This is a genomic window from Castellaniella sp. (assembly GCF_034675905.1).
GTDB lineage: Bacteria > Pseudomonadota > Gammaproteobacteria > Burkholderiales > Burkholderiaceae_B > Castellaniella.
Window position 1 is genome coordinate 261,366 of sequence record NZ_JAUCCV010000009.1, and the last position, 25,974, is coordinate 287,339.

The 25,974-nt window shown below is 54.7% G+C and carries 19 protein-coding genes and 4 pseudogenes; 19 read left to right on the plus strand and 4 right to left on the minus strand.

From position 1 onward, the window contains the following. Positions 1–28 precede the first annotated feature (28 nt). The 15 genes and pseudogenes from VDP79_RS10050 (at position 29) to VDP79_RS10120 (ending at position 14,042) form a co-directional block, all read left to right on the plus strand. Positions 29–1,672, plus strand: coding sequence for an HAD-IIIC family phosphatase (locus VDP79_RS10050; protein ID WP_323018061.1), 1,644 nt, complete (start codon positions 29–31; stop codon positions 1,670–1,672). Between the two features lie 11 nt (positions 1,673–1,683). Further along, on the plus strand, positions 1,684–1,824 hold the full coding sequence (locus tag VDP79_RS10055; protein ID WP_323018062.1) for a hypothetical protein: 141 nt from the start codon (positions 1,684–1,686) through the stop codon (positions 1,822–1,824). 212 nt (positions 1,825–2,036) lie between these two features. After that, a complete protein-coding gene (locus VDP79_RS10060) occupies positions 2,037–2,204 on the plus strand; it encodes a hypothetical protein (protein ID WP_323018063.1) in 168 nt (55 codons plus the stop codon). A 347-nt stretch (positions 2,205–2,551) separates the two neighbouring features. After that, positions 2,552–2,968, plus strand: coding sequence for a VOC family protein (locus VDP79_RS10065; RefSeq protein ID WP_323018064.1), 417 nt, complete (start codon positions 2,552–2,554; stop codon positions 2,966–2,968). Next, on the plus strand, positions 2,961–3,428 hold the full coding sequence (locus tag VDP79_RS10070) for a class I SAM-dependent methyltransferase (protein WP_323018065.1): 468 nt from the start codon (positions 2,961–2,963) through the stop codon (positions 3,426–3,428). Before VDP79_RS10065 ends, VDP79_RS10070 begins: the two co-directional genes overlap by 8 nt. Continuing rightward, entirely contained in the window at positions 3,406–3,678 is a 273-nt protein-coding gene (locus VDP79_RS10075) for a hypothetical protein (protein ID WP_323018066.1), read from the plus strand. The genes VDP79_RS10070 and VDP79_RS10075 overlap by 23 nt, the downstream gene beginning before the upstream one ends. 13 nt (positions 3,679–3,691) lie before the next feature. Beyond that, a pseudogene (locus VDP79_RS10080) lies at positions 3,692–3,904 on the plus strand (DegT/DnrJ/EryC1/StrS family aminotransferase); the annotation flags it as partial. 85 nt (positions 3,905–3,989) lie between these two features. Next, a pseudogene (locus VDP79_RS10085) lies at positions 3,990–4,313 on the plus strand (DegT/DnrJ/EryC1/StrS family aminotransferase). After that, positions 4,253–4,828, plus strand: a pseudogene (locus VDP79_RS10090) (DegT/DnrJ/EryC1/StrS family aminotransferase); the annotation flags it as partial. The pseudogenes VDP79_RS10085 and VDP79_RS10090, both read left to right, overlap by 61 nt. Before the next feature lie 42 nt (positions 4,829–4,870). Then, positions 4,871–9,253, plus strand: coding sequence for a glycosyltransferase (locus VDP79_RS10095; RefSeq protein WP_323018067.1), 4,383 nt, complete (start codon positions 4,871–4,873; stop codon positions 9,251–9,253). 522 nt (positions 9,254–9,775) lie between these two features. After that, positions 9,776–10,255: pseudogene (locus VDP79_RS10100) on the plus strand (glycosyltransferase family 2 protein). Positions 10,256–10,791: 536 nt separating this feature from the next. Further along, positions 10,792–11,220: a hypothetical protein gene (locus VDP79_RS10105; protein WP_323018068.1), complete on the plus strand. Its 429-nt coding sequence runs from the start codon at positions 10,792–10,794 to the stop codon at positions 11,218–11,220. Between the two features lie 159 nt (positions 11,221–11,379). Further along, positions 11,380–12,741 (plus strand): hypothetical protein, encoded by a 1,362-nt coding sequence (locus VDP79_RS10110; RefSeq protein WP_323018069.1) that lies wholly within the window; start codon positions 11,380–11,382, stop codon positions 12,739–12,741. Between the two features lie 13 nt (positions 12,742–12,754). Then, positions 12,755–12,991 (plus strand): hypothetical protein, encoded by a 237-nt coding sequence (locus VDP79_RS10115; protein ID WP_323018070.1) that lies wholly within the window; start codon positions 12,755–12,757, stop codon positions 12,989–12,991. Between the two features lie 34 nt (positions 12,992–13,025). Beyond that, positions 13,026–14,042, plus strand: coding sequence for a CDP-glycerol glycerophosphotransferase family protein (locus VDP79_RS10120; RefSeq protein WP_323018091.1), 1,017 nt, complete (start codon positions 13,026–13,028; stop codon positions 14,040–14,042). A gap of 17 nt (positions 14,043–14,059) precedes the next feature. On the opposite strand, the gene ispD is transcribed toward VDP79_RS10120, so the two are convergent. Genes ispD through VDP79_RS10135 form a run of 3 tightly spaced genes read right to left on the minus strand, consistent with a single transcriptional unit; the run spans position 14,060 to position 17,859 of the window. Then, on the minus strand, positions 14,060–15,433 hold the full coding sequence (gene ispD, locus VDP79_RS10125) for a 2-C-methyl-D-erythritol 4-phosphate cytidylyltransferase (RefSeq protein ID WP_323018071.1): 1,374 nt from the start codon (positions 15,431–15,433) through the stop codon (positions 14,060–14,062). 33 nt (positions 15,434–15,466) lie between these two features. Beyond that, positions 15,467–16,744 carry an ATP-grasp domain-containing protein gene (locus VDP79_RS10130; RefSeq protein ID WP_323018072.1) on the minus strand — a complete coding sequence of 426 codons (1,278 nt, stop codon included), beginning with the start codon at positions 16,742–16,744 and terminating at the stop codon, positions 15,467–15,469. Continuing rightward, a complete protein-coding gene (locus VDP79_RS10135; RefSeq protein ID WP_323018073.1) occupies positions 16,741–17,859 on the minus strand; it encodes a DegT/DnrJ/EryC1/StrS family aminotransferase in 1,119 nt (372 codons plus the stop codon). Before VDP79_RS10135 ends, VDP79_RS10130 begins: the two co-directional genes overlap by 4 nt. Before the next feature lie 146 nt (positions 17,860–18,005). On the opposite strand from VDP79_RS10135, the gene VDP79_RS10140 reads away from it, so the two are divergent. The 3 genes from VDP79_RS10140 to VDP79_RS10145 all read left to right on the plus strand — a co-directional run bounded on the left by VDP79_RS10140 (position 18,006) and on the right by VDP79_RS10145 (position 22,332). Further along, positions 18,006–18,656 (plus strand): class I SAM-dependent methyltransferase, encoded by a 651-nt coding sequence (locus tag VDP79_RS10140; RefSeq protein WP_323018074.1) that lies wholly within the window; start codon positions 18,006–18,008, stop codon positions 18,654–18,656. A 53-nt stretch (positions 18,657–18,709) separates the two neighbouring features. Next, positions 18,710–18,865: a glycosyltransferase family 2 protein gene (locus VDP79_RS14965; protein ID WP_416233092.1), complete on the plus strand. Its 156-nt coding sequence runs from the start codon at positions 18,710–18,712 to the stop codon at positions 18,863–18,865. A 476-nt stretch (positions 18,866–19,341) separates the two neighbouring features. Further along, a complete protein-coding gene (locus VDP79_RS10145; protein ID WP_323018075.1) occupies positions 19,342–22,332 on the plus strand; it encodes a glycosyltransferase in 2,991 nt (996 codons plus the stop codon). Positions 22,333–22,424: 92 nt separating this feature from the next. Here VDP79_RS10145 and VDP79_RS10150 read toward each other — a convergent pair whose 3' ends face one another. After that, entirely contained in the window at positions 22,425–23,300 is an 876-nt protein-coding gene (locus tag VDP79_RS10150) for a flagellin (protein ID WP_323018076.1), read from the minus strand. Between the two features lie 223 nt (positions 23,301–23,523). Here VDP79_RS10150 and VDP79_RS10155 point away from each other — a divergent pair, with 223 nt between their 5' ends. Further along, positions 23,524–25,473, plus strand: coding sequence for a flagellin (locus VDP79_RS10155; protein WP_323018077.1), 1,950 nt, complete (start codon positions 23,524–23,526; stop codon positions 25,471–25,473). Positions 25,474–25,974: the final 501 nt, after the last annotated feature.

Here is a 25,974-nt window from a genome sequence, read left to right on the forward strand (position 1 = left end):
ACTCGTCGACAGTCTCCTGGCGCGATCCTTGGCTCAGGAAGTCCTGTTTGCGGAAGCACCTTCCAGGCTGGATCTTCAGGCGCTTGATCTGCCGTCCAGGCCATTGGGGCGGTATCGCGCTAATGTATGGCGTAATCAGAACTTCGAGACTTTCGAGGGCTTGCTGAGACCGTTTCTAAGCTATGCGAGGCTGGAGCTTGAGTGCCGTGTTCATGGGTATGACGATACGCTGGATTTCTCCCTCTGGGAGTCGGCTGACGTCGAGATCCTGTGGTTGGACAGCTCTCGGTATGTCAGTCGGATGGTACTCGAGGATTGGCTGGGCTGGCTGCGTAACCGGCTGCTGGATCTTCGGTCCAGGACGACCGCACCCATTCTGGTTGCAAGCTGGGATGCATGGGGGCAAGAGAGTGATGCCCAGGACTTGAGCGTGCTGGTTAGTGGTGTTCCAGAGGCGCATGTGGCAGATCTCGGTGCTGTGTGCCATGAAGAGGGTGTCGCTTTGCTGGACTCCCGGGTGGTGAAGGTTTCCGGATCTCCCATTTCCCGTTCCGCTCAGACGGTTTTGGCTCGTCGGCTGGGCTGCCAGTGGCTGCCGGGATTGTTGTTGCCCCCCATCAAGGCGGTTGCGGTGGACTTGGACAACACTCTGCACGCTGGAGTCTTGGGAGAGGATGGGGTAGATGGCGTATGGCTGAGCACGGGCCATAAGGCTTTGCAGAACGCATTACGGGTATTGAGGACTCAAGGAGTCTTCCTGGCGCTGGTGTCGCGCAATGAGCGAGAGGACGTCGAGGCTCTATTCGTGCAGAGGGCCGATTATCTTTTGCGTTGGGACGATTTTTCGATTGTCGAGGTTTCGTGGGGCAGTAAAGCCGATGCCGTGAAGCGTGTAGCACAGCAGTTGCGGATCGCACCCAATGCTGTGCTATTCATTGATGATAATCCGGGCGAGCTGGCCAGTGTGGCCGCCGGTTGCCCTGAAGTTCGCACATTGTTTGCATCTCCAAAAGGTATGGGGACATATCGCGCTTTGAGCTATTATCCCGGTCTGTGGCGCTGGTCTGTGTCGACTGATGATGCCCTTCGAGTCCAAGACATGAAGGCCAATGTCGAGCGCGACAGACTTGCTCGGACGGCAGAAGATGCGGGACAGTATTTCCGAGAGCTGGGCATCGCCCTGACCGTGCGCTATGATGCTGCCGCCGATCTTCCGCGTTTGGCGGAGTTGTGCCGCAAAACCAATCAATTCAATCTGACGTTACGCCGCTACAATGAGGCCGATTTGGCGGCCTTCATGGCGCGCGATGATGCCTGTGCTGTGGCGGTGTTGCTTTCCGACCGTTTGTCCGACAGTGGCACGATTGCTGTTTTGGTCGCGGTGCGGGAGCGTGATGCGCTTGTTATCGAGGAACTCTGCATCAGTTGTCGAGCACTGGGTCGCCAACTCGAGGATACGATCGTGCTTGCCTCTTTGCGTGGGATGCGGTTATTTGAAGGGTGCCGATATGTCCGGTTCAACTTCGTCGAAGGGCCTCGTAATCAGCCTGCTAGAGACTGGCTTAATGGATTGGTGAGCCGCTTTGGCGGACCGCCCGGAGGCGGCGAAATTGGGGTGGAGCAGCTTACTTACTTTACACCCCCATCGGGCGTGACGCTTGCGCATGAATAAGGAGAAATAGTATGGATCGTCAGCAAGTCGAGGCGGTGGTGCTCAAGATCATCAGTGCCGTTCTGAAGGAGTCGGTCGGTCCGGGACGAGTCGCGCGCCGGATTGGCGAAGTGGGACTCTCTCAAACATATCGAGATCATGTTCGCGCTTGAGGACGAATTTGGGATCGTATTTTCGGAGGAAGAGTTGTCCGGTTTGGATGGCGTGGCGGTGATCATTGATCGGGTTGCGGGCTATGCGACATGATATTCGTGTCGAAGGCTCTGGCTTTCGTTTGCGTCCAGTGGGCTTTTCGGATGCTGAATTGATAGTGGGGGTGCGGGAGATCCCGAACTGAACCGGTTTCCTGCATCCCTCGCCTCCCATGCTGGATTGCCAGCTGGAGTGGTTGGCTGCTTATTATGAACAATCAGGAGACTACTATTTTGTCGTTGAGCGTGGCGTGGATGGGCGTGCCGAGGGGATCGTCGCCCTTTATGATCTGGATGATATGAATTTGGTAGCGGAGTGGGGGCGCGTGGGTCTTGAGTAAGTGGGTCTCTGGCTGCGGTCGAAAGCGCAGCGCTTATTTATCGTTGTGCTTTTGATCGCTTGGCGTTAGCTGCGGTGTACTGCCGCACCGTGGCTGACAACACGAGTGTAGTGGCATTTCACGATTCCTGTGGCTGCGCTGAGCGACATGTGCTGCACCGTCACGTTGAATTGGGTGACCGGATTTTTTGATGCGATAGAGCATCGCGTAGATCGAAGCAACTAGCGCGAGACGGTTGGGCCTTATCTCGAGCGGCTGGCTGCCAGGATTGCCACCAGGGTCTTGCATGCCTGACTTTGATCTTCAGCCGGACAAAGGTCCACCATTCGACTTTCATCATATTGGCTATGCATGCCATTCCATTGATAAGGCGCGTATTCCTTTTGAAAGCTTGGGGTATGTACAGGAGGGGAGGTCGTTTTGTTGACCCTATTCAAGGTGTGGCGGGTTGCTTTCTGATAGGGGCTGGGCCGCGTATTGAGTTGCTGGAAAATATTGAAGGTTTTGAAACTTTGACTCCCTGGCTTGATGCTGGCGTATCGATGTATCACTTAGCTTACTTGGTCGAGCGGTTAGAAGAAGGAATTGCGTGGGCCAGACGGCGGCGAGGGAAGTTGCTTGTGTCGCCTGCTCCGGCCGTTGCATTCAAGGAGCGGCTGGTTTGTTTCGCCATGCTGCCTGGTGGTTTTTCTTTATTGAGTTTATTGAGAGGGTGGATTGAAGGGCCCTATTTCCTCAACACTAAGGAACTCGTTTATGTCTAAAAAAGAGTTGTCGCACTTGGAAAAAATTTCCGAGCACTCCCTGTATGCTGCTGGTGTGAACACGGCTTCAATTCTCTATTCCTTTCAGAGTGACCGTCGTCACTTGCGTGGTGTAAATATTTTGGAGATGGGGCCGGCAGAAGGCGTTATGACTGAGCGCCTAGCGACTCTGGGTTTGAAGATGACACTGGTTGAAGGGTCGGCTAGATTCTGCGAGGACCTTGCAGATGGGTTCCCCGATGCGACGATCGAGCATACATTGTTCGAAGAGTTTGATCCATCAGATCGGTTTGACAATATTGTGCTTGGTCATGTGCTGGAACACGTTCAGGATCCGGTGGATATTTTGGCCCGTGCGCGACGTTGGTTGACACCGGGTGGACGGATTTTCGGGGCAGTTCCCAATGCCCGTTCGCTGCGCCCCAGGGGCTGCTGTCATGATGGGCATAGTGCCGACTGAGGACGCGCTGAATGAGACGGACAAGCGTCGTGGTCATCGCCGGGTCTTTACGCCAGAGACCTTTCGCCAAGCTTTCTCTCAGGCGGGTTTGAGTATAGACTTATTCGGAGGATATTGGATGAAACCCGTGTCCAATGCGCAGATAGAATCAGATTGGACGCCACAGATGGTCGAGGCATTCATGGCGCTGGGCGAACGCTATCCGGATATTGCTGGAGAAGATCAAAATCTTGGCCTCCAACGGGTCTGACTTTTGATCTCCTATGTCTCGATCTGAATCTTCCGTGCCGTTCCTGGATCTACGGGTTGTCAATGCTCGCTATCGAGATGAGTTGCTTGAGGTCTGCGCTCGAGTCATTGATTCCGGGTGGTATATCGGCGGCGCAGAATTGGAAGCCTTCGAGCAGGAATTTGCCGCATATTGTGGCGTTCAACATTGTGTAGGTGTCGGTAATGGGCTTGATGCCTTGACTTTGACGCTCCCGTGCCTGGAAGGGTCTGGGGCGCTTGAAGGAAGGCGACGAAGTTCTGGTCCCAGCAAATACTTATATTGCTACAATTTTGGCGATTACCGAGAACCAATTGAAACCGGTCCTGGTGGAGCCGGGTGCCTGAAGACTTTCAATATTGATTCGGGAAGAAGTCGAGGCGGCCGTTACCCAGCGCACGCGCGTGATGATGTCGGTACATCTATATTAAAAGGTGGCGCAAATAGCTGTCATCAAGGAGATCGCAAATCGCCGCGATTTGCTGGTGCTGGAGGATGCAGCGCAGGCCCATGGCGCCAGCATCGGCGGTCGTAAGGCCAGAGCTGGGGCGATGCGGCGGGGTTCAGTTTTTATCCTGGCAAAAATTTGGGTGCCCTGGGCGATGCTGGAGCAGTGAGGACAGATGATACCCGGTTGGCCGAGCGTTTGCGTGCTTTGCGGAATTATGGCTCTTGTGCGAAGTATAAACACGATTTTCAGGGGGTGAATAGTCGGCTTGATGAAATCCAGGCAGCCATTCTTCGGGTAAAGCTCCAACATCTAGACCAAGATATCCGGCTGCGGCGCGAGGTGGCGCAAGCCTATATGGATGGTATTGTTAACGAACATATTATCTTGCCTTCAGTCCAGGACAAACCACAGGTCTGGGATGCGCATGTTTGGCATCTATTTGTAGTGCGATCTAATTATCGCGAGTGCCTTCTCAGGCATTTGAAACGCCTGGATATCGGGACTCTGGTTCATTATCCGATCGCACCGCATCGTCGACTGGCTTATAGTGGGCAGTGGGCTACATCGCTTTCGGTAACAGAGGTTTTGAGTCGTTGCGTGTTAAGTCTTCCCATGGGGCCGACGATCAGGGAAGATGAGATCAATAAAATTGTGGATGCGTGCAATGATTTCGTTCTTTGATTCAATATAAAAATCAAAATCCTGTGAAGCGAAGGGAAATGTATGCAAGGTCAAGCCCTGAGGCAGAATGGCGATATTGATGTATCTGTCATAATCATGTCTTACAATAACGCCGCCTTTCTAGGGCAGGCGATAGAGTCTTGCTTGGCGCAAGAAGGTGTGTCCTTGGAGGTAATCGTAGTTGATGATCGCTCTCAGGATGAAAGCCTGGAAATTATTCGGAATTTTCTTGAAGATTATAGATTTAGTTACTCTGTAAATGAGCGTAATTTAGGGCAAACCGGGAATTATAATTATTGCGTCCGACAGGGCAGGGGGCGTTATGTGGTTGTCCTCGGATCTGATGATTTACTTTATCCAGGGCATTTGAAATCCTTGTGCCAGGCGCTTGATGCATTGCCATTGGCCATGCTGGCTTATACATTGTGCAATTGGATCGATCAGGATGGCCAACTGATCCAATGTGCCATACATGCGGGGCATAAATCGGAATCTTACTTCGGCGGACGAGATGAGATTGTTGATTTATTAACCTATGATTGTTATGTGACCCCCTCTGCTGCGATGTTGCGTCGATCAATGCTCGATGATGTCGCTCTCGAAAATGGAAATTTGGCCAGGGAAGGCATGATGGCAGGCGATTGGGAACTTTGGCTTCGTATCGCCAGGGTTCATCCAGATTTTGTTTTCATCCGGCAAGCAAGTGTAGGCTATCGAATCCATGCTGGACAAGTGTCCATGGAATTCTATGCGGATGCCCGCCCTTTGTATGAACATACTACGATTCTTGAGCATTGCCTGGGTGATGGCGAAACCTTGGCACGGATGAGGGTTGCGCCACTGCCGATCTGGCGCTTGTATCAGAAACGCTTAAACGCTTATCCGGTGCCTGATCGTCAAAAAATTCTCGATCAGGCGCAGAAGATTAGCGAAAGATTATTTGAAGCATTGACGCCTCCTGTGAGTGTGGAAGGGCCGTTGTTTTCCGTTATTGTGACGATTACTCGGGCGCCGGAACGCGTGCTTGATATCTTGGCCTGTCTGCAGGCGCAAGTCTGCCATGACTTTGAGGTCATTTTGGTCAATGTCAGAGATAAAATGCTTGAGCCTCTGCCGGTCGAAGTTGATTTTCCTTTGATGTATGCCAAATTGCCTCATGGATCGGGGCTTTCCGCTGCGCGCAATGCTGGTCTGAAGCTTGCGCGCGGCCGCTACGTCGTTTGTCTGAGCGATGAAGGGGTCTATCTGCCAGATCACCTCCAGGCTTTGGCGGATAAATTTGAAAAATATCCTGAATCTATTGTTTATTCCGATGCCTTGCATATTATTAAAATACTGAAAGGTGAGCATTCTGTTGATTTGTTTCAGTCTCGGTTGGTTGGTTCTGAGGTATTGGATTGCGATGATCTTTTTGTTCATAATCATATCCCCGTCAATACTTGGGCATTTCCCCGTGCGGCAGTATTCAGATTTGGGAATTTTGATACAGGACTGAGCGTCCTGGAAGACTGGGATATGTTGTTACGCTTGGTGCAGAGCTATCCTGTGTATGGAACCAAGCAGGTGACAGTCGAAAATCATCAATGGGTGACGGACGAAGAGGATACACAATCGATCCAATTGAGGAATCGTAATAGTTTGCTGCCTTTTTATCAGAAATTATATGCGCTTCACCCGGTTGCTCGTCGTGGTCGTATCCAGGCAGAACGTAATAATATCCTGTCAGGTCAGCCTCCTTCGGAACACCCTTGGGACGTCGAGGCATGGTTGTCAGACCGCACTCCATCAGTCTCTCGTATTCAATCCTCTTTGGCTGCATTGAGGGCCAATCCGAGCGTCAGCACACTAGGGATTGTGATCATTGCTGGGGGCGTGGCGTGCTCGCGGCTATTGTTGGATACGCTTGACAGCCTGAAGACTCAGCATCGACCTGTGGATGCGGTCTGGTTGATCGGAGATCAGGGCATTCAAACGGTTGCGGTTCAAGAAAGTGTCGAGATTTTGAATGGCATGACCAGTTGGCCGCAGCGTTTGTCTGATCGGATCCTTCAGGGGCATTCACCGGGTTTTCTCTGGGTCCTTCATGCTGGTGACAAGCTGGTGCCTCATGCCACGCTCACGATGAGTGAATATCGTATGCGTCAGCCAGATGCGCTGATATGGTATGCGGATGAAGTGATGCAGCAATCGGGAGCGCCAAGCTCTTTGGCATTGAAGCCCGATTTCAACGCTGATCTGTTGTGCAGCTATCCTTATGTGGGTAGGAATTTGATCGTTAGTAGCGAAGCGATCCGGGTGGCGGGTGGCTTGGATGAACAGATGGCTGACCTGGCTCTCGTGGATTTGCTCTGGCGTGTTGTGGAGCAGCAAGATCAACCTTTGGTGGGCCATGTGCCGGAGGTGTTGCAGCATATGTCTGTTGATTTGATGGCTTGGGCACAATCCGTCACAATCATGAATCAGTCGGCGGCTTCTACCAATGCCCACCTTGATCGAGCGGGCACTGATGCCCAGGTCAGTTTACAGCCCGCGTTGGGCGTGTCTCGTGTGGATTACCGATTGACGTCCAGTCCGCTGGTTTCCATCATCTTGCCTGCTTCAGCCTCGTTGCTTGGATCGCAGGTTTTCATCCAAGGACTCAAGAAGCATACCGGCTATGTTCGTTATGAATTGCTGGTGATGGATCGTGGGGATCAGGATTCTGACGCATTAGACACCTTTTCGAGTCTCGAAGAGCCGGGGGTGGGTCGGGTGCGGCTATTGTGCTGCCCTCAAGCGATCAACCCTGCAATGGTCAGTAATTTTGCCGCAGCACAAGCACAAGGCGAGATCCTCTTGTTCTTGGGGGATGATATCCGATTTTCGGATCAAACCCGCTCAGACTGGTTGGAGCGTTTATTGGTATTGGCGCTCAGGCCAGAAGTTGGCATGGCAGGTTCGCGCCTGAATTGCCTGGATGGCAAGAGGGTGGATCAATGCGGCCAGATCTTGGGGTTGAACAACGGGGCTGGGGCAGGATTCCGGGGAGAGTCAGCGGATGCATTCGGTTATATGAGCCGTCTGGTCGCCCAGCAGAATGTCAGTGCTCTCAGCGCTTCCTGCCTGGTGATGAGGAAAACGGTGTTCGATCAACTGGGGGGGTTCGATGCCGGCGCCTTCCCTGACCATCATTACGACATCGATTTGTGCTTGAAGGCGACACGAGCCGGTTATCTGCTGGCACTGGAGCCCGATACGGGTCTGGAACGTATGGGTAAGGCAGCGTCTGCTTCGATGGTGGAGAGCCTCCAGGCCGCGGCGGATGATGAGCATTCAGCCAGGTTGCGTGCGCGATGGCTGCCTCAATTGGTGCGGGACCCGAACTATCATCCGGCATTTAAGAAATATTCCCCTGGATTCAGGTTGAGCCGTAATGCTTCCAGGCTCGAAGAGCCTCTTCCGGGGAGGCCGCTGCCAGTGGTGTTAGCGGCGCATGTGGATTGGCAAGGGAGTAGCCATTATCGGATCCTTCACCCCTTTGAGGCCCTGATGAATGAGTTTCGGCTGGATGGAGGGTTTGGGGTGAGCGGCTTCGATTGGTGTGATGCTGCGCGGATCAGGCCGGACGTGATCGTGCTGCAAGGCGCATGGCAGAATGAGGAGATTCTGGCGCAAATCCGACGTTACCGAGAGATCATGGGAGTCAAGATAGTCCTTGAGTTTGACGATTATTTTCCGAACCTTCCCACCCGCAGTCTTTCCCGCATCATGCAGTTTCCCGTTCTCATCAAGAAAATGCATGCTTTGATGGAACATGTCGATTGGCTCGTGGTTTCGACGCCCATGCTAGCCAGAGAATATGAAGACTATCATCCTGATGTTCGTGTTGCTATGAATGGCTTGCTTCCAGCTCGCTGGGGAAATATTTCTGGCCAGCGTAGAGCAGGAAAGAAAATGCGGGTGGGCTGGGCATGCAGCTCAAGCTATGCTGTTGACTTGGCTGTAATTTATTCTGTGATCAAGGAATTGCAAGACGAGGTCGAGTGGGTTTTTCTGGGCGATAAATCGGAGGGTGTTCTTTATGAACACCACCGTAGAGGGTCTATGGAAAATTATCCGGAAAAACTGGCTAGCCTCAACCTCGATTTGGCCGTGGCGCCATTTCAAGAGAATTCTTATAATCGTTGCAAGAGCAATCTTAATATTCTGGAATTGGGTGCTTGCGGCGTGCCGGTCATCTGTACGGATGTCGAGGCTTATCGGGGTAGTTTGCCAGTCACTCGTGTGACGAATAGACATGAGGATTGGATTGATGCCATTCGCTCACATATTTCTGATTCCGATGGCATGGAGCGGGCGGGGGATGAGTTGCGCAATATCGTTATGAAAGACTGGATGTTACAAGGGTCATTCCTGGATCAGTGGATAAAGGCCTGGGGAGTCTAACGTGAATCCAGAGTCTTCGGCATTTCTCTATGCTGAGCGAGAGGAGTTCGCCCGGGCGCTCTCATTGACGCGTTCTGAACCGAATAGCGAGCGGGGTATATGGCAGCCTTGGGCTTATTTCAGGTTAGGTATGTATGAAACGGTTGCGTCCTTGGGTATTGATCCATGTCATCCAGGGTATGCGGAACGCCAGCTCCTGCCTGCTATTTTGTCGCAGGCCGCTTTGAGCAGGTTTGCTTTGGTGCACGCGCTGCTGCGATACCAGGCTCCCTGGGGGGATCGCCTGCCTACGTCTTTGCGTGTTGCTGTCGCTAAGCACTTGTCGAGCTATATGCCGCAAGAGGCCTTCCGACTGCTTGAGAGTGTGGATGAAGGCCAGGTGCCCGCGGCTGTTCGCGCTTTGAGTCCTTCTTGCGGGCCGGTTGCAAAGAACGCGCTCGGGATTTTGTTCGGATGACACTGGATCGGGGGGAAGAGGGGGATTATGCAGTTCTTCATCTCTACCGAACGATAACCGAGGTGATGTCGCCGCAACAGCAATTGGATTGCTTCAATCGAGTGCACACAGCATATGGTTTGCCGGTACTGGCTCTTTGTTGTGACGATAAACCTCTCAGCCCCCTCAATGTACACGCCCCTGGTCTTCATAATTTTTTTGATGGCCCATTAGTATCGGTGCTGATGACAACCTTCAATGTGGGAGGACGAGTTTCAACTGCAATTGGGTCTGTCCTAGAACAAAGCTATCGTCATCTGGAGTTGATTGTGGTTGATGATTTCAGCTCCGATGATACTGTCCCAGAAGTCGTGAAATGGACACAGAGAGATTCACGGGTTTGCGTGCTGAAGTTGGATTGAAATGTAGGCACCTATTGTGCCAAGAGTGTTGGTCTGAGATATGCTGGTGGAGAATTTGTAACGTGTATGGACGCAGATGATTGGGCGCATCCTTTGAAATTGGAACTGCAGATTATACCTTTGCTCGAGGATATCACTCATTGATGGCAACCACTTCGAATTGGATACGTGTTTCTGATGCGGTGATAGTGGATAGTAGTGGAAAGGGTTGATCTGGTTCATATCAATTATTCTTCTCTTGCTTTTTAGGCGTAGAAATGGATTTATTTCGGCAATTGGCGGGTGGGATCCATGCGCTCGGACGGGGGCTGATGTTGAGATTATCCGGCGTATAAATTTAATTTATGGAAATTCTGCGGATCATCGTAATATTTCTGCTCCTTTATCCCTCGCCTCGCGTCGTGATGACTCATTGACGATGGCGGGGGACGGCACTGGTTTTGGCGGACAGCTAGTTCCCTCCTGAACTCTTGAAGTACATTGAAGCATTTAATAGATGGCATATAGAGAATTATTGAAGTCCGGGTGTGTGCCGGAAATTTTCCACTCCCCAATACCTTGGGCTGAAAATCACCCTTTCAGGTTTTCTTCAAGTGTATTTTCTGCTGCGGGCGATGTTGCAGTCGTTCTTGATTCCTGTGCATGAATCTGGTGATTCCGATGTTTTAAATGGATGACACGTGGATCGATTAAAATATTCCTCATTGAATGACGCTAAGGAATCATCACCTGAATTCTATTCTTTTGATGTGTTCGACACACTTATTCAGCGCACTACACTAGAGCCGATCGGGATATTTTTCCGCGTCCGAGAGCAAATGCGTGTGTCGGACCTTGATTTTCCGCTCGGACTGATCGAAGATTATCCCTCCGCGCGTATGGGTGCTGAGTCTAACGTGCGTTACGCCTACCGTTCAAATTTTGGCGTGTCCAGAGATATCTCCTTTGTCGATATCTTCCGGCGCTTGGTCGATGTTTACGATTTGAATGCGGCACAGTCGGACTTCCTCTTTCCCGGGCTGAACTGGAATGCGAGCTGGCAGCCTGCCAGCCGCGACAGGCTGGGATCGATCAGATACTGGCTTTGTTGCAACGCAATGTGCGTGTAGTCCTGATATCGGATATGTATCTGCCTGAGCCTTTTGTCCGACGGTTGCTGGTTAAGGTAGAGCCGCGTCTGGCGGATATTCCGCTTTACCTGTCTTCCACCCAGGGAGCGCAGAAATCGACCGGCGCATTGTTCGATCTGGTTGCAGAAGGCGCAGGATGTGGATTTTTCAGATTGGAGGCATTACGGCGACAACCCAGTGGCGGATGGCGTACTTCCGGGCCGTTTGGGGATCACACCAGTGTTGCACTCGATTCCTCGGTTTAATGAATATGAGCGGTCTTTGGTTCGTGATCTTGGTAGCTACGATGCCTATTGTATTGCGACATTGATGGCGCGGTACCGCTTTGACCACGAGCCTTCTACTGCACAAGAATTCGCATATACGCGGGTTTCTTTGTACCTGGTGAGTTATGTGTTATGGGTACTGAGTGACGCCGTCAATCGAGGAATCGAAAATCTTTACTTCATTTCCAGAGATGGTCACCATTTAAAGCGTATCGCGGATGCGGTCATCAAGGAACAGAACCTGGGCATTGCCACCCATTACCTGTATGGCTCTCGAAAAGTCTGGTGGATTGCTTCCTTCGTCGATCATATTGATGCTGAGTTTTTCCTGGGTCTTGAAAGCTTGAAGGAATCCTGCCGGTTTTCGGATATTCTGGATTCCCTGAGCCTCGATGCCCGAGCTTTTCATCGTATTTTTCCGCAATTCCCCGAGTGGAGCCAACGGACCCGGCTACCATTACCGGACGTCAAATCTATTGTTCAGGCAGCTAAGGCATCAAAAGCCTACGAAAACCACATCCTGGAACTGGCCCGATCAAGGCGTCCTATGGTGTGCCAGTATCTACGAGAGTCCGTGGATCTCGAAAAACGCTCGGCATTTGTCGAGTATTGGGGCCGTGGCTTTACCCAGACCTGCTTTGGCCGCTTGCTGGCATGCGCGCACGAGACACCGCTATCTACAGAATTCTATTACGCCCGCAGCATCTATCAGAGCGATGCAACCGGGGTTCGTCGTAATTTCACAGTCAGCAAGAGCTCCTTGCTGCCTGTTGAACGCTTGTTTGCAAATTTCCCTCGGAGCACGGTGACAGCCTACGAGCGTGGGGATATGGGCAAAACCCAAGCTGTGACATATCCTCGGCAGCATGACGAAGCGCTTTTTTCAGCGATGGAGGCATTGCTGCCACAGTTCGCGCTTGACCTGTGCAGGGCTGGTTTATTTGACAAGGCCGACACCTTGCGCAGGGTGTTTGACTGGTCGATTGGGAGGTTTTCAACCGATTTATCGGATCGTGTTGTGTGGGAGCCGTTCGCCCGCCTGAAGTACGTCAATCGCTCCTTTGGTGAAGAAACTGAGTTTGCCCCGGCTTTTGGTCTGCGAGCCCTCTGGCAAGCTCTGCTGGGTCGAAAGCCTGAGAGCGAGTCGGTTGAGATATCGCTGAAGCGCAGTGTTTGGCTCATCAGGATGGCGTACTCTGTGGTTTTTTCACTGCGGCGTCATAAGTCTTTGTAGCTGATTTTGTCCGATGGATGCGGACTGGATGATATTGATGATGATGGGTATTTATTCCAGATGGTTGCGAGCCCTGTGGGGTATTCTGGACCTGGTTTCCAGGAAAGAAGCTGCTTGGTGGGCTTTTTCGACGCATCATATCCGCACAGGCGAGTTCATCGAAAACCAGCGTGCGGTGTTCGAGAGTATAAAGGCTGATCCGCAAAATCAGAAAAATTATTTTTTATCGGGGAAAACTGTCAAATCCTGACGCGCAGGGCGCCGCCGAATATGAATTCGTCAGGCTGGATACGCTGCGGGGATTGAGGCTGCTGGCCAAGTGCAAGACCGTGTTCCTGACACACTCGATTTCGATGGATTATTCTCTGAGATGGGGGGCGCGATCATTCCTTGTATTGCCAATTTCTACTAAAAAAAGAGTGGTTGTCAATCTGTCTCATGGCGTCTCCATCAAACGGCTTTTATACACATCGAACAAAGCCATGCTGGCCTATCATGACCGAATGGCGTATCGAGGCGCTGAACGACGCGGCTATGCCGGGATGTTGGCGGCATCCGATGTAGATGGTTATGTGATGGCATCGATGTACTATCCCCTCAATTATCAACAAATCTGGACTACAGGTATTCCCAGGCATGATTTTCTGTCGATGGATGAGGCAAGACTGCCAAATTACATCCGCCAGTCCTTGTCCAGAATCCGGGGGGTTGTGCAGGGCAAGCGGCTGGTGTTGTATGCACCCACTTATCGGCAAACGAATGTGTCGACCAGCGCGCATTACTATCATTTTTCGGACGACGAGATCGCCCGGCTGCGGGCAGTCCTAAAGTCCCATGGCGCAGTCCTGGGCTACCGGCCCCATTACTTCAAGAACTCCAATGATTACTTCAATATGGATCAGTATGTGGATGGCGACTGCATCCTGGACATGTCTCAGGCGGTCGTGTCGGACATTTCCGCGCTGATCCGTGAGTGCGAGGCCGTGATCACGGATTATTCCAGCGTTTATACAGAGGCCCTGTACTTGAACAAGCCGGGGCTGTGCTTTGCCTACGATCTGGAGGAATACAACCAGAATCAGGATGGTCTGCTGTATGACCCGAACCTGATCTTTTCAAATCGGGTATTCAAGGACTTTGATGCGTTGCTGGCAGGCCTGGAAAATTGTCTGAAGGATCCGCCGCATGCAGACGGTGATGCCGGTCTGACCCGCAGCCTGTTCTTCAAATTCAACGATGATCACAACGCGGAGCGGGTCTGCAACAGGGTCAAGCAGGAGTTGGCCCGGATGGGTCATTAGTCAAAGGACGGGGGCCCTCAGCGCCCATCCTTTCTCACATCCACAATCGCGCCGGTCAGGTGACTGGTCAGGGTCCGGATGGACGCGCGGGCCACCGTTTCAGCATCCAGCAGCAATTCGGGGGGTTCGATACCGAAATTGGCTTGGCGCATGGGCGTGTTCGTGCGTTCAGGGTTGATGCAGTTGACGCGAATGCCGTCCGGCGCCCATTCCGCTGCGAGGCCTTGCGTCAGGTTGACGATGGCGGCATTGGCCGAGGAATAGATCGTGTACAGCGGGCGTCCCCGGGTGTAAGAACTGGACGTGAAGTTCAGCAGCATGCCCTTGCTGAGCAGCAGATGCGGCTTGGCGGCGATGGCCACGTTGATGGCGCCGGTATAGTTCGTGTCGATCAGTTCGCTGATTTCTGATTCTTCCAGCCAGTCGATCGGTTTCTTGATCAGAAATCCGGCGGTATTGACGATGTAGTCGATCTGGCCCAGTCGCGCGCGGGCGGTATCCAGAAAGGCCCGGACATCCGCCAATTTACGAATGTCCACGCCGTTGAATCGTCGGCTGGCGACTTCCACACGCGCCCCGACCGCCAGCGCGACGTGCTTGATTTCCAGACCGATGCCGCTGGCGCCGCCGAAGATGACCAGGTTTTTGCCGCTGATTTTTCCGGTTCCTGGATCATCGGATGGATCAACATCCAGCCCGGCTTGCAGCAGTTTTTCCGCCAGGAACAGGTCGATGGGCTGGGTGACCTTGACGTTTTTTTCACTGCCCTGGACTGTCATGATCTTGACGTTCGGTAGGGTCGCGCGCACGACACCGCAGTCGCAGGTAAAGCTGTCCCGCCGCTGCTGTGCTGCTTTTTGATAGGCGGCCTGGATGCAGTCTAGCTTGAAGGCTTGCGGCGTTTGGCCGCGTCGCATGGAGGTCCGATTGGGAATGTTGTCGATGCTTTCGTCATCGGCGACCCGGACCAAGGTGTCGGCTGACGGGATGACAACGTCGACCGCGTCGAATTGATCCAGGGCGTTCAGGCAATCGTCGATGATCCTGCCGTCCACCAGGGGGCGCACGGCGTCGTGGAACAGCACCTTGCTGTCGGGTGGTTCCTGCGCCAGCGCCTGCAGCGCGGACCGCGTGGAATCCATGCGGGTGTTGCCGCCGTGCACGACTTTGGTGACTTTGGTCCAGCCGTTCGACTTGATCAGATCCCAGACCTGGGCGATGTGTTCGTCCTGGGTGACGATATGGATTTCGTCGATGCGGGGGGCGTCGTGGAAAACGTCGACGGTATGTTCGATGATCATGCGGCCTGCCAGCTTGGTGAATTGCTTGGGCAGGTCGCCTCCGAATCGCGTGCCGCTGCCGGCGGCCAGGATGATGGCAAAATTTTTCATGACTCAGGCTTGCCGATGGCGGTTTTCAGTGAATTAGAGCAGGGTTTCGATCATATCCGGCGCGAAGACCGGGATATGCAAGGTGTGGGCAATGTCCGCGCGTTCCTGGAAGGAATCATCGATGAAGATGGCGGAGTCTTGGCGGATATGGCGTGCTTTTGGGGCGCCGTCCTGAATATGCACGATGTGGTCGAATAGGTGCTGCAGTCGGGCCTTCTTCAACGTTGCATCCAGATCCCCCGCATGCCGCGTCAGCAACGTGATCGTGCAGCCGTCATCAATGGCCTTGTACAGGAATGCCAGCAGCGTGGTGTTGACCCGCCCCTTGATGAGCAGGCAGTCATCCAGATCGACATAGACATGCCGGTAGTCGAGCCGAATCCGGAACCGGTTTTCCAAGGCGCGATCCAGTTCGATCGGATAATCATTGGGGGCGATGGAAACCGGCCAGTCAAAGGCGTCAAAGGCGCTGAGCAGTGGCAGGTTCACCCCCAGGCCGCGCTGCAGAGCCGATGATCCGGCGAAGCGGGCGGCGACTTCGAGTAGCTTGGGTTGGCCGGTGTGGTCCAGTTTCGCCTGGAAGAACCAGGCGCCGCGCGGTCGCAGGTTTTGGTTGATGACAGCGGCCCAGCTGGCGAATAGGTCGCTGAATTCGGCGCTGGGCGAGGTATTGACGCTGATGCCGTTGCTGACCCGGTCTCGTCCTCTGGCTGCGTGAAACAGTAAGGCGCCGTGGCGATCCGAAAAGCAGTCAACGGTCCATTCGCGGCCAGGCAGGTACTCCAGGATCAGCATCTTCTGGTCGGGCTGTCTGGCCAGTAGCGCGGCGGCGTCGATCGCATCGTCGGCCCGCGCCGCGTGGCGTGACCCATAGCCCCTGTCTGGCTTGATGAAGACTGGATAAGCGGGGACAGCCTGTGGGTCAATGTAACGCGCCGGCGAGGGGACCAGGCCGCGCAGTGCATCGTAGGTCGAAGTCTTTGACGCGCAGATGCGGGTGGTATCTGACGGGCTTCCGATGACCCGCACGCCCAGGCGCTCAGCCAGATTCTGCAAGGTTTCAGCCACTGCATCCATCGTCGGATAGAGGGCGTCGATCCCATGCGCCTGAATGATTTCGGCTAGGCGTGCGGCAAAGTCTGGGCTGTCGTGAAAAGGCAGGCTGCCCACGTAGTCTTCATAGACGAAGCGGCCGTGGTCTTCTACGCTGGAAGCGCCGACCAGGTCGAAGTGCGCGGAATAGCGCAGCGCCCGGTGGATCTCCAGGCCGATTTCCGAACCGCAAGGAAAGACCAGGATGCGTTTGCTCATAGGGCGGTCTGCCGGATCAATTCGATGATCCGTTCCTGATCTTCAGGTTGAAGCGTGGCGGAGATGGGCAGGCAGATGACCTGCTCGGCCAGGGTGTGCGCATGGGACAGATGCCCATCGGCGGCGCTGGGTAAGCCGCGATACATGGGGAACGAGCTGACCAGAGGGTAGAAGTAGCGCCGGGCGTGGATATGGTGTGATTTCAGCAAGGCGTATATTTCGTCGCGGCTGGCGGGATGGTCCGGGCCGACAAACAGAGGGCAGTAGGCGTGGTTCCATTCCAGTCCGGCCGGCCCCTGCAGCAGGCGCAGGCTGGGGATGTCCTGGAAGGCGGCCTGGTAGCGCCGGTAGATGGCCATCCGGGTATCCAGCGCCTGGTCCATGTGCTTGAGCTGCAGCAGCCCCATGGCCGCGCAGACCTCGTTCATCTTGCCGTTGATGCCAGGCGCTACCACGGTGACTTCGTCGGCGAAGCCGAAGTTCTTCAGGTAGTCGATGCGTTGTTTGATCTTGGCGTCGGGGCAGACGATGGCGCCGCCTTCAAAGGTGTTGAAGACCTTGGTGGCATGGAAGCTGAGAACGGCCAGATCGCCGTGGTTCAGTATGCTGATGCCACCCTGTTTGACACCGAATGCGTGCGCCGCATCGTAGATGACTTTCAGGCCGTAGGTATCCGCGATCCGTTGGATGTGATCGACGTCGCAGGGAATGCCGTAGCAGTGCACCGGCAGGATAGCGCTGGTGGCGGGGGTAATGGCTTCCTCGATCCGGCTCGGGTCCAGGTTGCACGTGGCTGGATCGACGTCGACAAAGACGGGTTTGATGTTGTTCCACAGCAGTGAATGGGCAGTAGCGGCAAAGGTATAGGGCGTGGTGATGACTTCGCCGCTGATCCGCAGGGCCTGCAGGGCGGTGACCAGTGCGATGGTTCCGTTGGTGAACAGGCTTAGATGCTGAACGCCCAGATAGTCGGCCAGTTCGCGTTCCAGTTGTTCATGGAAGGGGCCGCCGTTGGTCAAGCGCTTGCTGGTCCAGATTTTTTCCAGATAGGGGATGAATTCCTGCAGGGGGGGCAGGTGCGGCTCGGTGACGAAAATGGGGCGCTGTGAGATCATGTCGTCCTATGCTGGAGAGGGCCGCGCGGATGCTGTGAGAAACCCTGCTGATGATACTCTACCGGTGAAGCAGGCATCCATTGGATATCCCATGTGGATAGGCGTCATTTCGATCGTTAAGGGCAAAAATGATTAGCAGAAAGCAATTGTATGAAGTCCTGGAGAATCCGCAATTGAATGAGATGGTAGCCACTGTTTGGGATCTGCTGGGGCAGAGTTTCAAGCAGGCCCAAACGTTGCTGCCGGTCGAACAGGCGATGGATCGCAAGGAACTCTCGTTCCACGACCAGATCCGCCTGCTGGCCTATCTATGCTTCTTGATCGGAGATTTGCCGGGTGACATCGTCGAGATCGGTGTCTGGAAAGGAAAATCCCTTTCTCTGATGAACGAGGTGTGCAACCGCGAACGCAGAGTCATCGGCATCGATCCTTTCGCTCTGCCGAAGCAGTACGAGGAATTCAGTCATTACAAGCGCTTGCTGTTCCAGAATGCCGTGGTGCTCAGGGGGGTTTCAGAACTTTGCGCGGAACGGTTTCAGGAATTATCCCCCACCGTAGCGTTGTTGCATATTGATGGAGGACATGAGGGCAGGAATGTCCTGCTGGACTTTTTGCTGTATTCCCCAAGCGTGGTTCAGGGTGGATTCGTTGTGTTCGACGATTATATGGATGTCAGGTATAGCCCAGAAGTCGGCCCAGCTGTCGATCTGCTGCGGGCGGGCGGATATTTCAATGGATACAACGTGCTTGGGTCTGTGCGTGGGTTTGAAAACAGTTATCTGATCCAGAAGATTTAATTTAATGAATATCGGAAATAGATTGATGGCAATGGATTTTGAAACCTCCCAGGATGAGCGTGCAGCCTCTTGTTTCTGTGGTGATCCCAGCCTTTAGGGTGAAATATCTTCAGGCTGTGCTTGATAGTTTGCTGGATCAAAATTTCTCGGACTATGAAATAGTTGTGGGAGACGATTGCCCCACAGATCGAGGTTTTTGTTTTTGTTGAGAATTTTGTCAAAAACAAAAAAATAGATAATTTCCGATACCACAAAAACGAAAGAATCCCCTTGGGCGGAGGTTGAAATTTTTCTGAGTGCATCCAAAGCAGGGCCAGGGGAAAATATATTAAGCCCTTATTTGATGATGATGTGTTGGAGCCAGGTTGTCTTGTCGAGATTTGTGCAGATTTTTCAGGAACAAAATGCACATGTTTCGGTGGTGGGATCTCGCCGTTTTTTAGTAGATGAGTAGGGGTAGCTCCTTGCCGGATAATATCGCAACTGTGGGGTTGTTCGATGAGGATATTGTTATTCATGGGAAGGATGTTGTTTCGTTTTTAGGTGATATTACCCTGAATTTTATTGGCGAACCGAGCTCTGCAGTCATGTTTCGCCGAGATGACTATATTCCCAGTGGTCATAGCAACCTCTTGGCCTGTATAAGCTAGGGGATCAGTATATCGAGTGGGTGGGTGATTTAGCCATGACGGTCAAACTATTGCGCCGCGGTAACTTGGCCTTGCTGCACGAACCTTATTCCGCCTTTCGCGTCTCAAAAGAGCAGTTCAGCCAGCAAGGCCGTGACCAGCCAGGCATCGGAGAAAAAGGTCATAACGATTTCCGCCGCATGATCCGCGAATTGGGCTGGTATCGTGCCAAAGACAACCATCTCGTCCGCGTCAGACCGCTGAATGATAAAACCCGGGGGTTCGCCCCATTGGACTTGGCTGAACGCATCCGCAGCCGCCAGCAACGCCTGCTGCAAACGCTGAATCAAAAGGAATCCTGGTCTGTCCCGGATTGGATTGCCGACCGGACCCCATCGTCTTCGCGCGTCCTGGCTCTCCGGACCATGCTGCAGGCGAATCCCGATGTCGGGACTCTGGGCGTCGCGGTCATCGTATCCGATACGAATGCACTGCAGCCGCTGGTCGATACCCTGGAAAGCCTGGGCGTCCAGCATCGGCCTGTTGATGGCGTCTGGCTGATTGGCGACGGCATTCCGTCGACGGCAGCGGGCAATGGCATCGAGATCGTTTCCGGCAGTGGCGGGTGGCCCAAGCGCTTGTCTGATCGCATTGCCCAGGGCAATGCGCCCGATTTCTTGTGGGTCCTGCATGCGGGCGACCGCCTGGTGCCGCATGCCACGCTGTTGATGGGGGAATATCGCCTGCGCAGTCCCAATCCTCTGGTTTGGTATGCCGACGAGGCCGTATTGATCGACAAACTGCCGGCCAATCCCATGCTGAAGCCGGATTTCAATGTGGATCTGCTGCGCAGCTACCCCTATGTTGGCCGCAACCTGATCATCAGCACGGCGGCTGTTCAGGCGGTGGGAGGGCTGCAGGACCAGCTGGCCGATCTGGCGCCGGTGGATCTGTTGTGGCGGATGGTGGAACAAGTAGGCCCCCCTGTCGTGGGCCACATCCCGGAAGTCTTGCTGTATGGGGCGGTCAGCTTGCTGGATTGGGTGGAATCGGCCCAGGCGATGCTTTGGTCGCCCGTGGCAACGCAGACACATCTGGTTCGTATGGGTTCGCAGGCCACGGTGGAAACCACTGCACACCAAGGCGTTTGTCGGGTTGCTTACCCGTTGCCGGCCCAGCCGCTGGTCTCGATCATCATTCCCACCCGCGATCAACTGCCGGTGTTGCGCGCCTGCGTCGAAGGCTTGATGGAACGCACGACCTATCCGCATTATGAATTGCTGATTGTGGACAATGACAGCCGCGACCCCGAGGCGCTTCAGTTCCTGGCGCAGCTAGAATCCCTGGCCTCTGAGCAGATCAGGATCTTGCGCTGGCCTCAGGCCTTCGATTTTTCTGCTATCAATAATTTTGCCGTACAGCAGGCGCGTGGCGATGTTTTCCTGTTTTTGAATAATGACATCAGCTTTACCGATCAGACGCGGCCGGACTGGCTGCAGCGGCTTTTGTCCCTGGCCTTGAGACCTGAAGTGGGGGCAGCAGGCCCCAGATTGGATCTGGCCGACGGAAAGGTCGATCAAAATGGTCTGGTGCTAGGGCTTAACGGCGGCGTCGGTGGGGCATTTCGCGGTCAGCCTGTGGGGCGGCGTGGATATATGAACCGCTTGGTCGCGCAGCAGAATGTCAGCGCCTTGAGCGCGTCTTGTTTGATGATGCGGCGCGATGTCTTCCAGGAATTGGGTGGATTCGACGCCAAGAATTTTCCGATTGACTACGGGGATGCCGATCTGTGCATGAAGGCCACGCAGGCAGGCTATCTGCTGGCGCTGGAGCCTGACATCAGCCTGAGGCATATGGGCGGCGCGACGCGCCTGCTGACTAAGAAGTTTGGTATCGAAAGTCAGCCAGGCGCAGCAGAACGCGATCAGCTCTTTGCCCGCTGGCTGCCGCAGTTGGCGCAGGATCCCAATTACCACCCGGCTTTTGGAAAGTTTGCGCCGGGCTTCGATCTGAGCCGGGATGCTGCACGCATCCAGACGCCTCTGCCGGGACGACCTTTGCCTGTCGTCATGGCGATGCATGCGGACTGGGAGGGATGCGGTCACTACCGTATCCTGCATCCCTTCCGGGCGCTATCCGATGAATTGCGCCTGGATGGCAGTTTAAAAATAGGGAATTATTATTTTGGGGATGTCGCCAGGATCCAGCCTGATGTGATCGTGCTGCAAGGGGCATGGATCGTGAATGGCATTCTGGAGGAAATCCGGCGCTACCGTGATTTGACCGGGGCCAAGGTGGTCCTGGAGTTCGACGATTATCTGCCGAACATTCCCACCCGCAGCGTCTATCGGCAGCGAATGCCGCAAAGCGAAATCAAGAAAATGCGTCGGGCCATCGAGGAAGTGGATTGGTTGGTGGTGTCGACGCCAGTGCTGGCAGAAGAATATCGCGCTTACCATGCCGATATCCGGGTGGCGCACAATGGCTTGCCGCGGGCGATTTGGGGGGATTTAAGCGGGCAGCGGCAGGCAGGGCGTAAACCCCGGGTCGGGTGGGCCGGCGGCATCAGCCATACGGGGGATTTAGCGGAAATCCGGGCGGTGGTTCAGGATTTGCAGGGTGAGGTCGAGTGGGTCTTCATGGGCATGAAGCCTGATGGCGTGGCGTGTGAATATCATGCCAGTGTGGATATCAACCGCTATCCGGCCAAATTGGCCAGCCTGAACCTGGATCTGGCTGTCGTGCCCTTGGAGGACAACCAGTTCAATCGCTGCAAAAGCAATCTGCGCTTGCTGGAATTCGGCGCCTGCGGGGTGCCGGTCATTGCGACAGACATCGATCCATATCGCACGGGCCTGCCGGTGACTTTGGTGCGCAACCGCCCACGGGACTGGGTGCAGTCGATTCGCAGCCATTTGTCGGATATGGATGCGCTGGCCCGGCAGGGCGATGCGCTACGGCAGGCGGTGCTGACTGGTTGGATGCTGGAAGACGCTTTCCTGGATCAATGGGCCCATGCTTGGGGGATGGCGCCAGCCGGTGCTTAAGCCATAGATCGAGCGCAATAAAAAACCGCCGGAAAGAATCCGGCGGTTTTTTTGTTGCCTGAGGCGGGATGAACCCGCCTTGGTGCTGTGAATTAACGCAGCAGGGACAACATGGTCTGCGGAACCTGATTGGCCTGGGCCAGCACGGCGGTACCAGCTTGCTGCAGGATCTGGGCGCGCGTCATGTTGGACACTTCCACCGCGTAGTCGGCGTCTTCGATGCGCGAACGCGAAGCCGACAGGTTGGTGATGGTGTTGTTCAGGTTGGCGATGGTGGATTCGAAGCGGTTCTGGACAGCGCCCAGGTCGCTGCGCATGCCGTCGACCAACGCGATGGCGGCGTCGATTTCCTTCAGTGCGCCGGACACCACGCCTTGGGTGGCGCCTGCGCCGGACACGCCAGCAGCGCGCGTCAGACCGGTGGCGGTGATGGACGTGGCGCCGCTGAGCAGGGCGGAGACCCGGGCGTCGGTGCCGGAGATGCTGATGGTCTGGCCATCACGTGCACCAACCTGAATGGCCAGGCCTTGACCAGCGCCCGAGGGGATCGAGCCGTTCAGGACCTTCACGCCGTTGAATTCGCTTTGATCGGCCACACGGTCGATTTCGTCCAGGCGCTGCTTGATTTCAGCGTTGATGGACTTCAAGTCATCGTCGGAGTTCGTGCCGTTGTAGGCTTGAACGGCCAGTTGGCGGATGCGCTGCAGGTTGTTGTTGATTTCGTTCAGGGAGCCTTCCGTCGTTTGCGCGATGGAAATCCCGTCGTTGGCGTTGCGGGCAGCCTGGGTCAGGCCCGTGATCTGAGCCGTGAAGCGGTTGGCGATGGCTTGGCCGGCGGCGTCATCCTTGGCGCTGTTGATGCGCAGGCCGGAGGACAGGCGCTCGATCGCGGAGCCCAGGGAGGACTGGGACTTGTTCAGGTTGTTCTGGGAGACCAGAGCAAGGTAGTTGGTGTTGATAACAGCCATGAGAGACTCCTAAGTAGTTCGGCGGAGATCCGCCCTTGTTGCCCAGGATGACAAACTGAGTGACCTCCTGTTCTGACGTGTTAACGGAAGGGGGGCGGGGAACTTTAGGGCGGTTCGCAATTTTTTTGGCCCAGTGATTCACTTTTTTCGGCTCCCTCGCGTTCTGCGTGCTTTGATGCATTTTGTTATATTCCGCATTGTTGCTTCTAGCGTGGATTGATCCATGGTTTCTGTTCGCACGAATGTTTCCGCCCAGCAAGCCCAGAACCACAATCGGCAGGCGGGCAGTGCGCTGGATCAGGCGATTCAACGCCTGTCTTCTGGTCTGCGCATCAACAGCGCCAAGGATGACGCCGCCGGCCAAGCCATCGCCAATCGCTTCACGGCTCAGATTACGGGTCTGGCCCAGGCTGCCCGCAACACCAACGATGGGATCTCTCTATCGCAAACGGCCCAGGGTGCGCTGGATGCGATCAATGCTCGCCTGCAACGCATCCGAGAGCTTTCTGTTCAAGGGCTGAGTGAGTTGTATAACGGGGAGACCGGGGATTACATCCAGGCCGAAATCAATATGAACCTGAAGGAGATCGACCGCCTGAATCAATGGGCGTCTTTCAATGGCGTGTCTTTGCTGGATGGGACAACCGGCACCAAAACCCTTCAGGTGGGGGCCCGCGATAGGGACACGCTGGATGTCGATCTGGGGCCTCCAGGCTTCAGCATTCAGGAACTGGGCCTGCGGGATCTGACAATACAAGGTGCGCCGGGGCGTGTGACACCGGTATCCACGTTGACCGGGTCGTCGTCCAGGATCGATCTAGACGATGCAGCGCGCACGACGGTTAATTATTACCCCCCAACCGATAGTCCGAATCTGGTTCGGCCTTCGCAAAGCGGTAGTCGCGCGGTTGTGCAGCTGGACGATGACGGCGGCAGGCTGAAGAACGTCTCTGTGAATGCGGGATATAACACGGATACGAGCACGAGCAATGTGGGTTTGAGCATCAGCAGCCCGGTGGTGTCCGCGACAGCCGGAGAATCCATTTCCAGTTGGGCCTATCTGGACGATAGTGGCAACCCTATGGCCTTATCGCAGCCGTCGGTGGTCAGGTCCGGGGGGCAATACTGGATCAAGCACCAATACAATGGGGCCGCTTACTACTACGAGGCCGAGCTGACCGTTCATGGTAATCAGCACAAGATCACGGCCCAGGCAAAATCAGCAAACCGGGTTGCGGAAGCCGATATGCCGGGGTCGATTTCGCAGCGTTTGACCTCTGCGCCTCAGGTACCCAAGGCAAGCGCCGATTATTCGATGACCTTGGATGGTGTGGACGAAGCGGCCAATGCAGACATGCAGCTTGTTTATTTAGGCGGGTATTACTACGTCGAAGAAAAGCTGAGTTCAGGGCAGTATTCGTATTACCGGGCTGATGTGACCGTCAAAACGGGTGGGTCCCAGAATTCGATCACGGTAGTCTCTGATCGGAGTCGTGCCATTTCGGTAGCTGATGAGCCTTATGTGTCGGGCACGTCGATCGCGTATCTGAAGCCGGAAAACCAAAATATCCAGATCAATTATGTGGATCTGGATGGGCGGATGATGACGGATGTGATGCAAAGCGACGGCGAAGGCGGCTATATCTTCCGCCTGGACGGTCTGAATGGCGGCGGCAACCCTGTCTACAAGACAGCTAAGGTCGTTATCAACCAGGCAGGCGATTACATGCTGCAAACGGCTAATGGGATGGGCGAGGTCATGCTCTACTACCCCCTGTTCTACACCAATGCCGATGGCACACATAGGCCAGCCTTTGACGTGTTCAGTAATGCGGAATCTGACATGACGATCATCACGGTGCGTGAAACAGACATTGCCCAGCGTTTGCGCACGCCGCCGGAACCTTTGGCAGCAATCGACGAGGCGATTGCCCGTGTGGATCGGAAACGTAGCGAACTGGGGGCTTTGGATAACCGTCTGGAAGCGATTATCGATCAAAGCAAAACGACAGGCGCAGATCTTGTGGCTGCTCGATCCAGAATCGAGGACGCCGACTATGCGGTAGAGGTGTCCAATATGACACGCGCCCAGATCCTGCAGCAGGCAGGTGCGGCAGTGTTGGCTCAAGCTAATCAGGTTCCACAGTCTGTGCTGTCTCTGATCGCCAGGTAGGCGCGTCAGATTGATACTGCCTGGGACGGTGGCTGAACATCCAGTATCAACGCCACCCGCGCCTTCCGTGCCTGCCGTGATAGTAGCCACGATGATCCCAGCCCCGCGAACGGTAGCCGAAGTGAAAGCTGGGCGGCGCCACGTAGACCGGCGGCGCAACATAAACAGATGGTCCGCCATAAACGATCCCGCCGTCATCATAGTAGGCAGGGGCGGGTTGGTAGACGGCGCATCCACCTAGAGCGGACACTGCAAGCAGCAGGACCGCGAACCGGGTAGCGCGATGTGCAATAGGCGTTTTCATGACTGAAATTATGGTCGCAATCGCCGTGTTTTGGGGCCGGATATTGCCGCCGGTTACACAGATCCGGCAGTTCTCCATGCTTGAGTGGCTTTCATCAAGAATTGACACACTCTAGGCTGGTGGAGTGTGGTGTTTCGGATTCCGGCTGGCTGAATCCCCCAAGGGAATGGGCAGACGACTGGTGGGCCCCCCGAGAG

What these genes read in the sequence shown, in the direction of transcription:
- VDP79_RS10060 (WP_323018063.1), top strand. Translation starts at nt 2,037, where the DNA reads ATGCTGGATTGCCAGCTGGAGTGGTTGGCTGCTTATTATGAACAATCA.
- VDP79_RS10145 (WP_323018075.1), top strand. Translation starts at nt 19,342, where the DNA reads ATGACGGTCAAACTATTGCGCCGCGGTAACTTGGCCTTGCTGCACGAA.
- VDP79_RS10065 (WP_323018064.1), top strand. Translation starts at nt 2,552, where the DNA reads ATGCATGCCATTCCATTGATAAGGCGCGTATTCCTTTTGAAAGCTTGG.
- VDP79_RS10155 (WP_323018077.1), top strand. Translation starts at nt 23,524, where the DNA reads ATGGTTTCTGTTCGCACGAATGTTTCCGCCCAGCAAGCCCAGAACCAC.
- VDP79_RS10150 (WP_323018076.1), bottom strand. Translation starts at nt 23,300, where the DNA reads ATGGCTGTTATCAACACCAACTACCTTGCTCTGGTCTCCCAGAACAAC.
- VDP79_RS10070 (WP_323018065.1), top strand. Translation starts at nt 2,961, where the DNA reads ATGTCTAAAAAAGAGTTGTCGCACTTGGAAAAAATTTCCGAGCACTCC.
- VDP79_RS10135 (WP_323018073.1), bottom strand. Translation starts at nt 17,859, where the DNA reads ATGATCTCACAGCGCCCCATTTTCGTCACCGAGCCGCACCTGCCCCCC.
- VDP79_RS14965 (WP_416233092.1), top strand. Translation starts at nt 18,710, where the DNA reads ATGAGCGTGCAGCCTCTTGTTTCTGTGGTGATCCCAGCCTTTAGGGTG.
- VDP79_RS10095 (WP_323018067.1), top strand. Translation starts at nt 4,871, where the DNA reads ATGCAAGGTCAAGCCCTGAGGCAGAATGGCGATATTGATGTATCTGTC.
- VDP79_RS10130 (WP_323018072.1), bottom strand. Translation starts at nt 16,744, where the DNA reads ATGAGCAAACGCATCCTGGTCTTTCCTTGCGGTTCGGAAATCGGCCTG.
- ispD (WP_323018071.1), bottom strand. Translation starts at nt 15,433, where the DNA reads ATGAAAAATTTTGCCATCATCCTGGCCGCCGGCAGCGGCACGCGATTC.
- VDP79_RS10075 (WP_323018066.1), top strand. Translation starts at nt 3,406, where the DNA reads ATGATGGGCATAGTGCCGACTGAGGACGCGCTGAATGAGACGGACAAG.
- VDP79_RS10115 (WP_323018070.1), top strand. Translation starts at nt 12,755, where the DNA reads ATGGATGCGGACTGGATGATATTGATGATGATGGGTATTTATTCCAGA.
- VDP79_RS10055 (WP_323018062.1), top strand. Translation starts at nt 1,684, where the DNA reads ATGGATCGTCAGCAAGTCGAGGCGGTGGTGCTCAAGATCATCAGTGCC.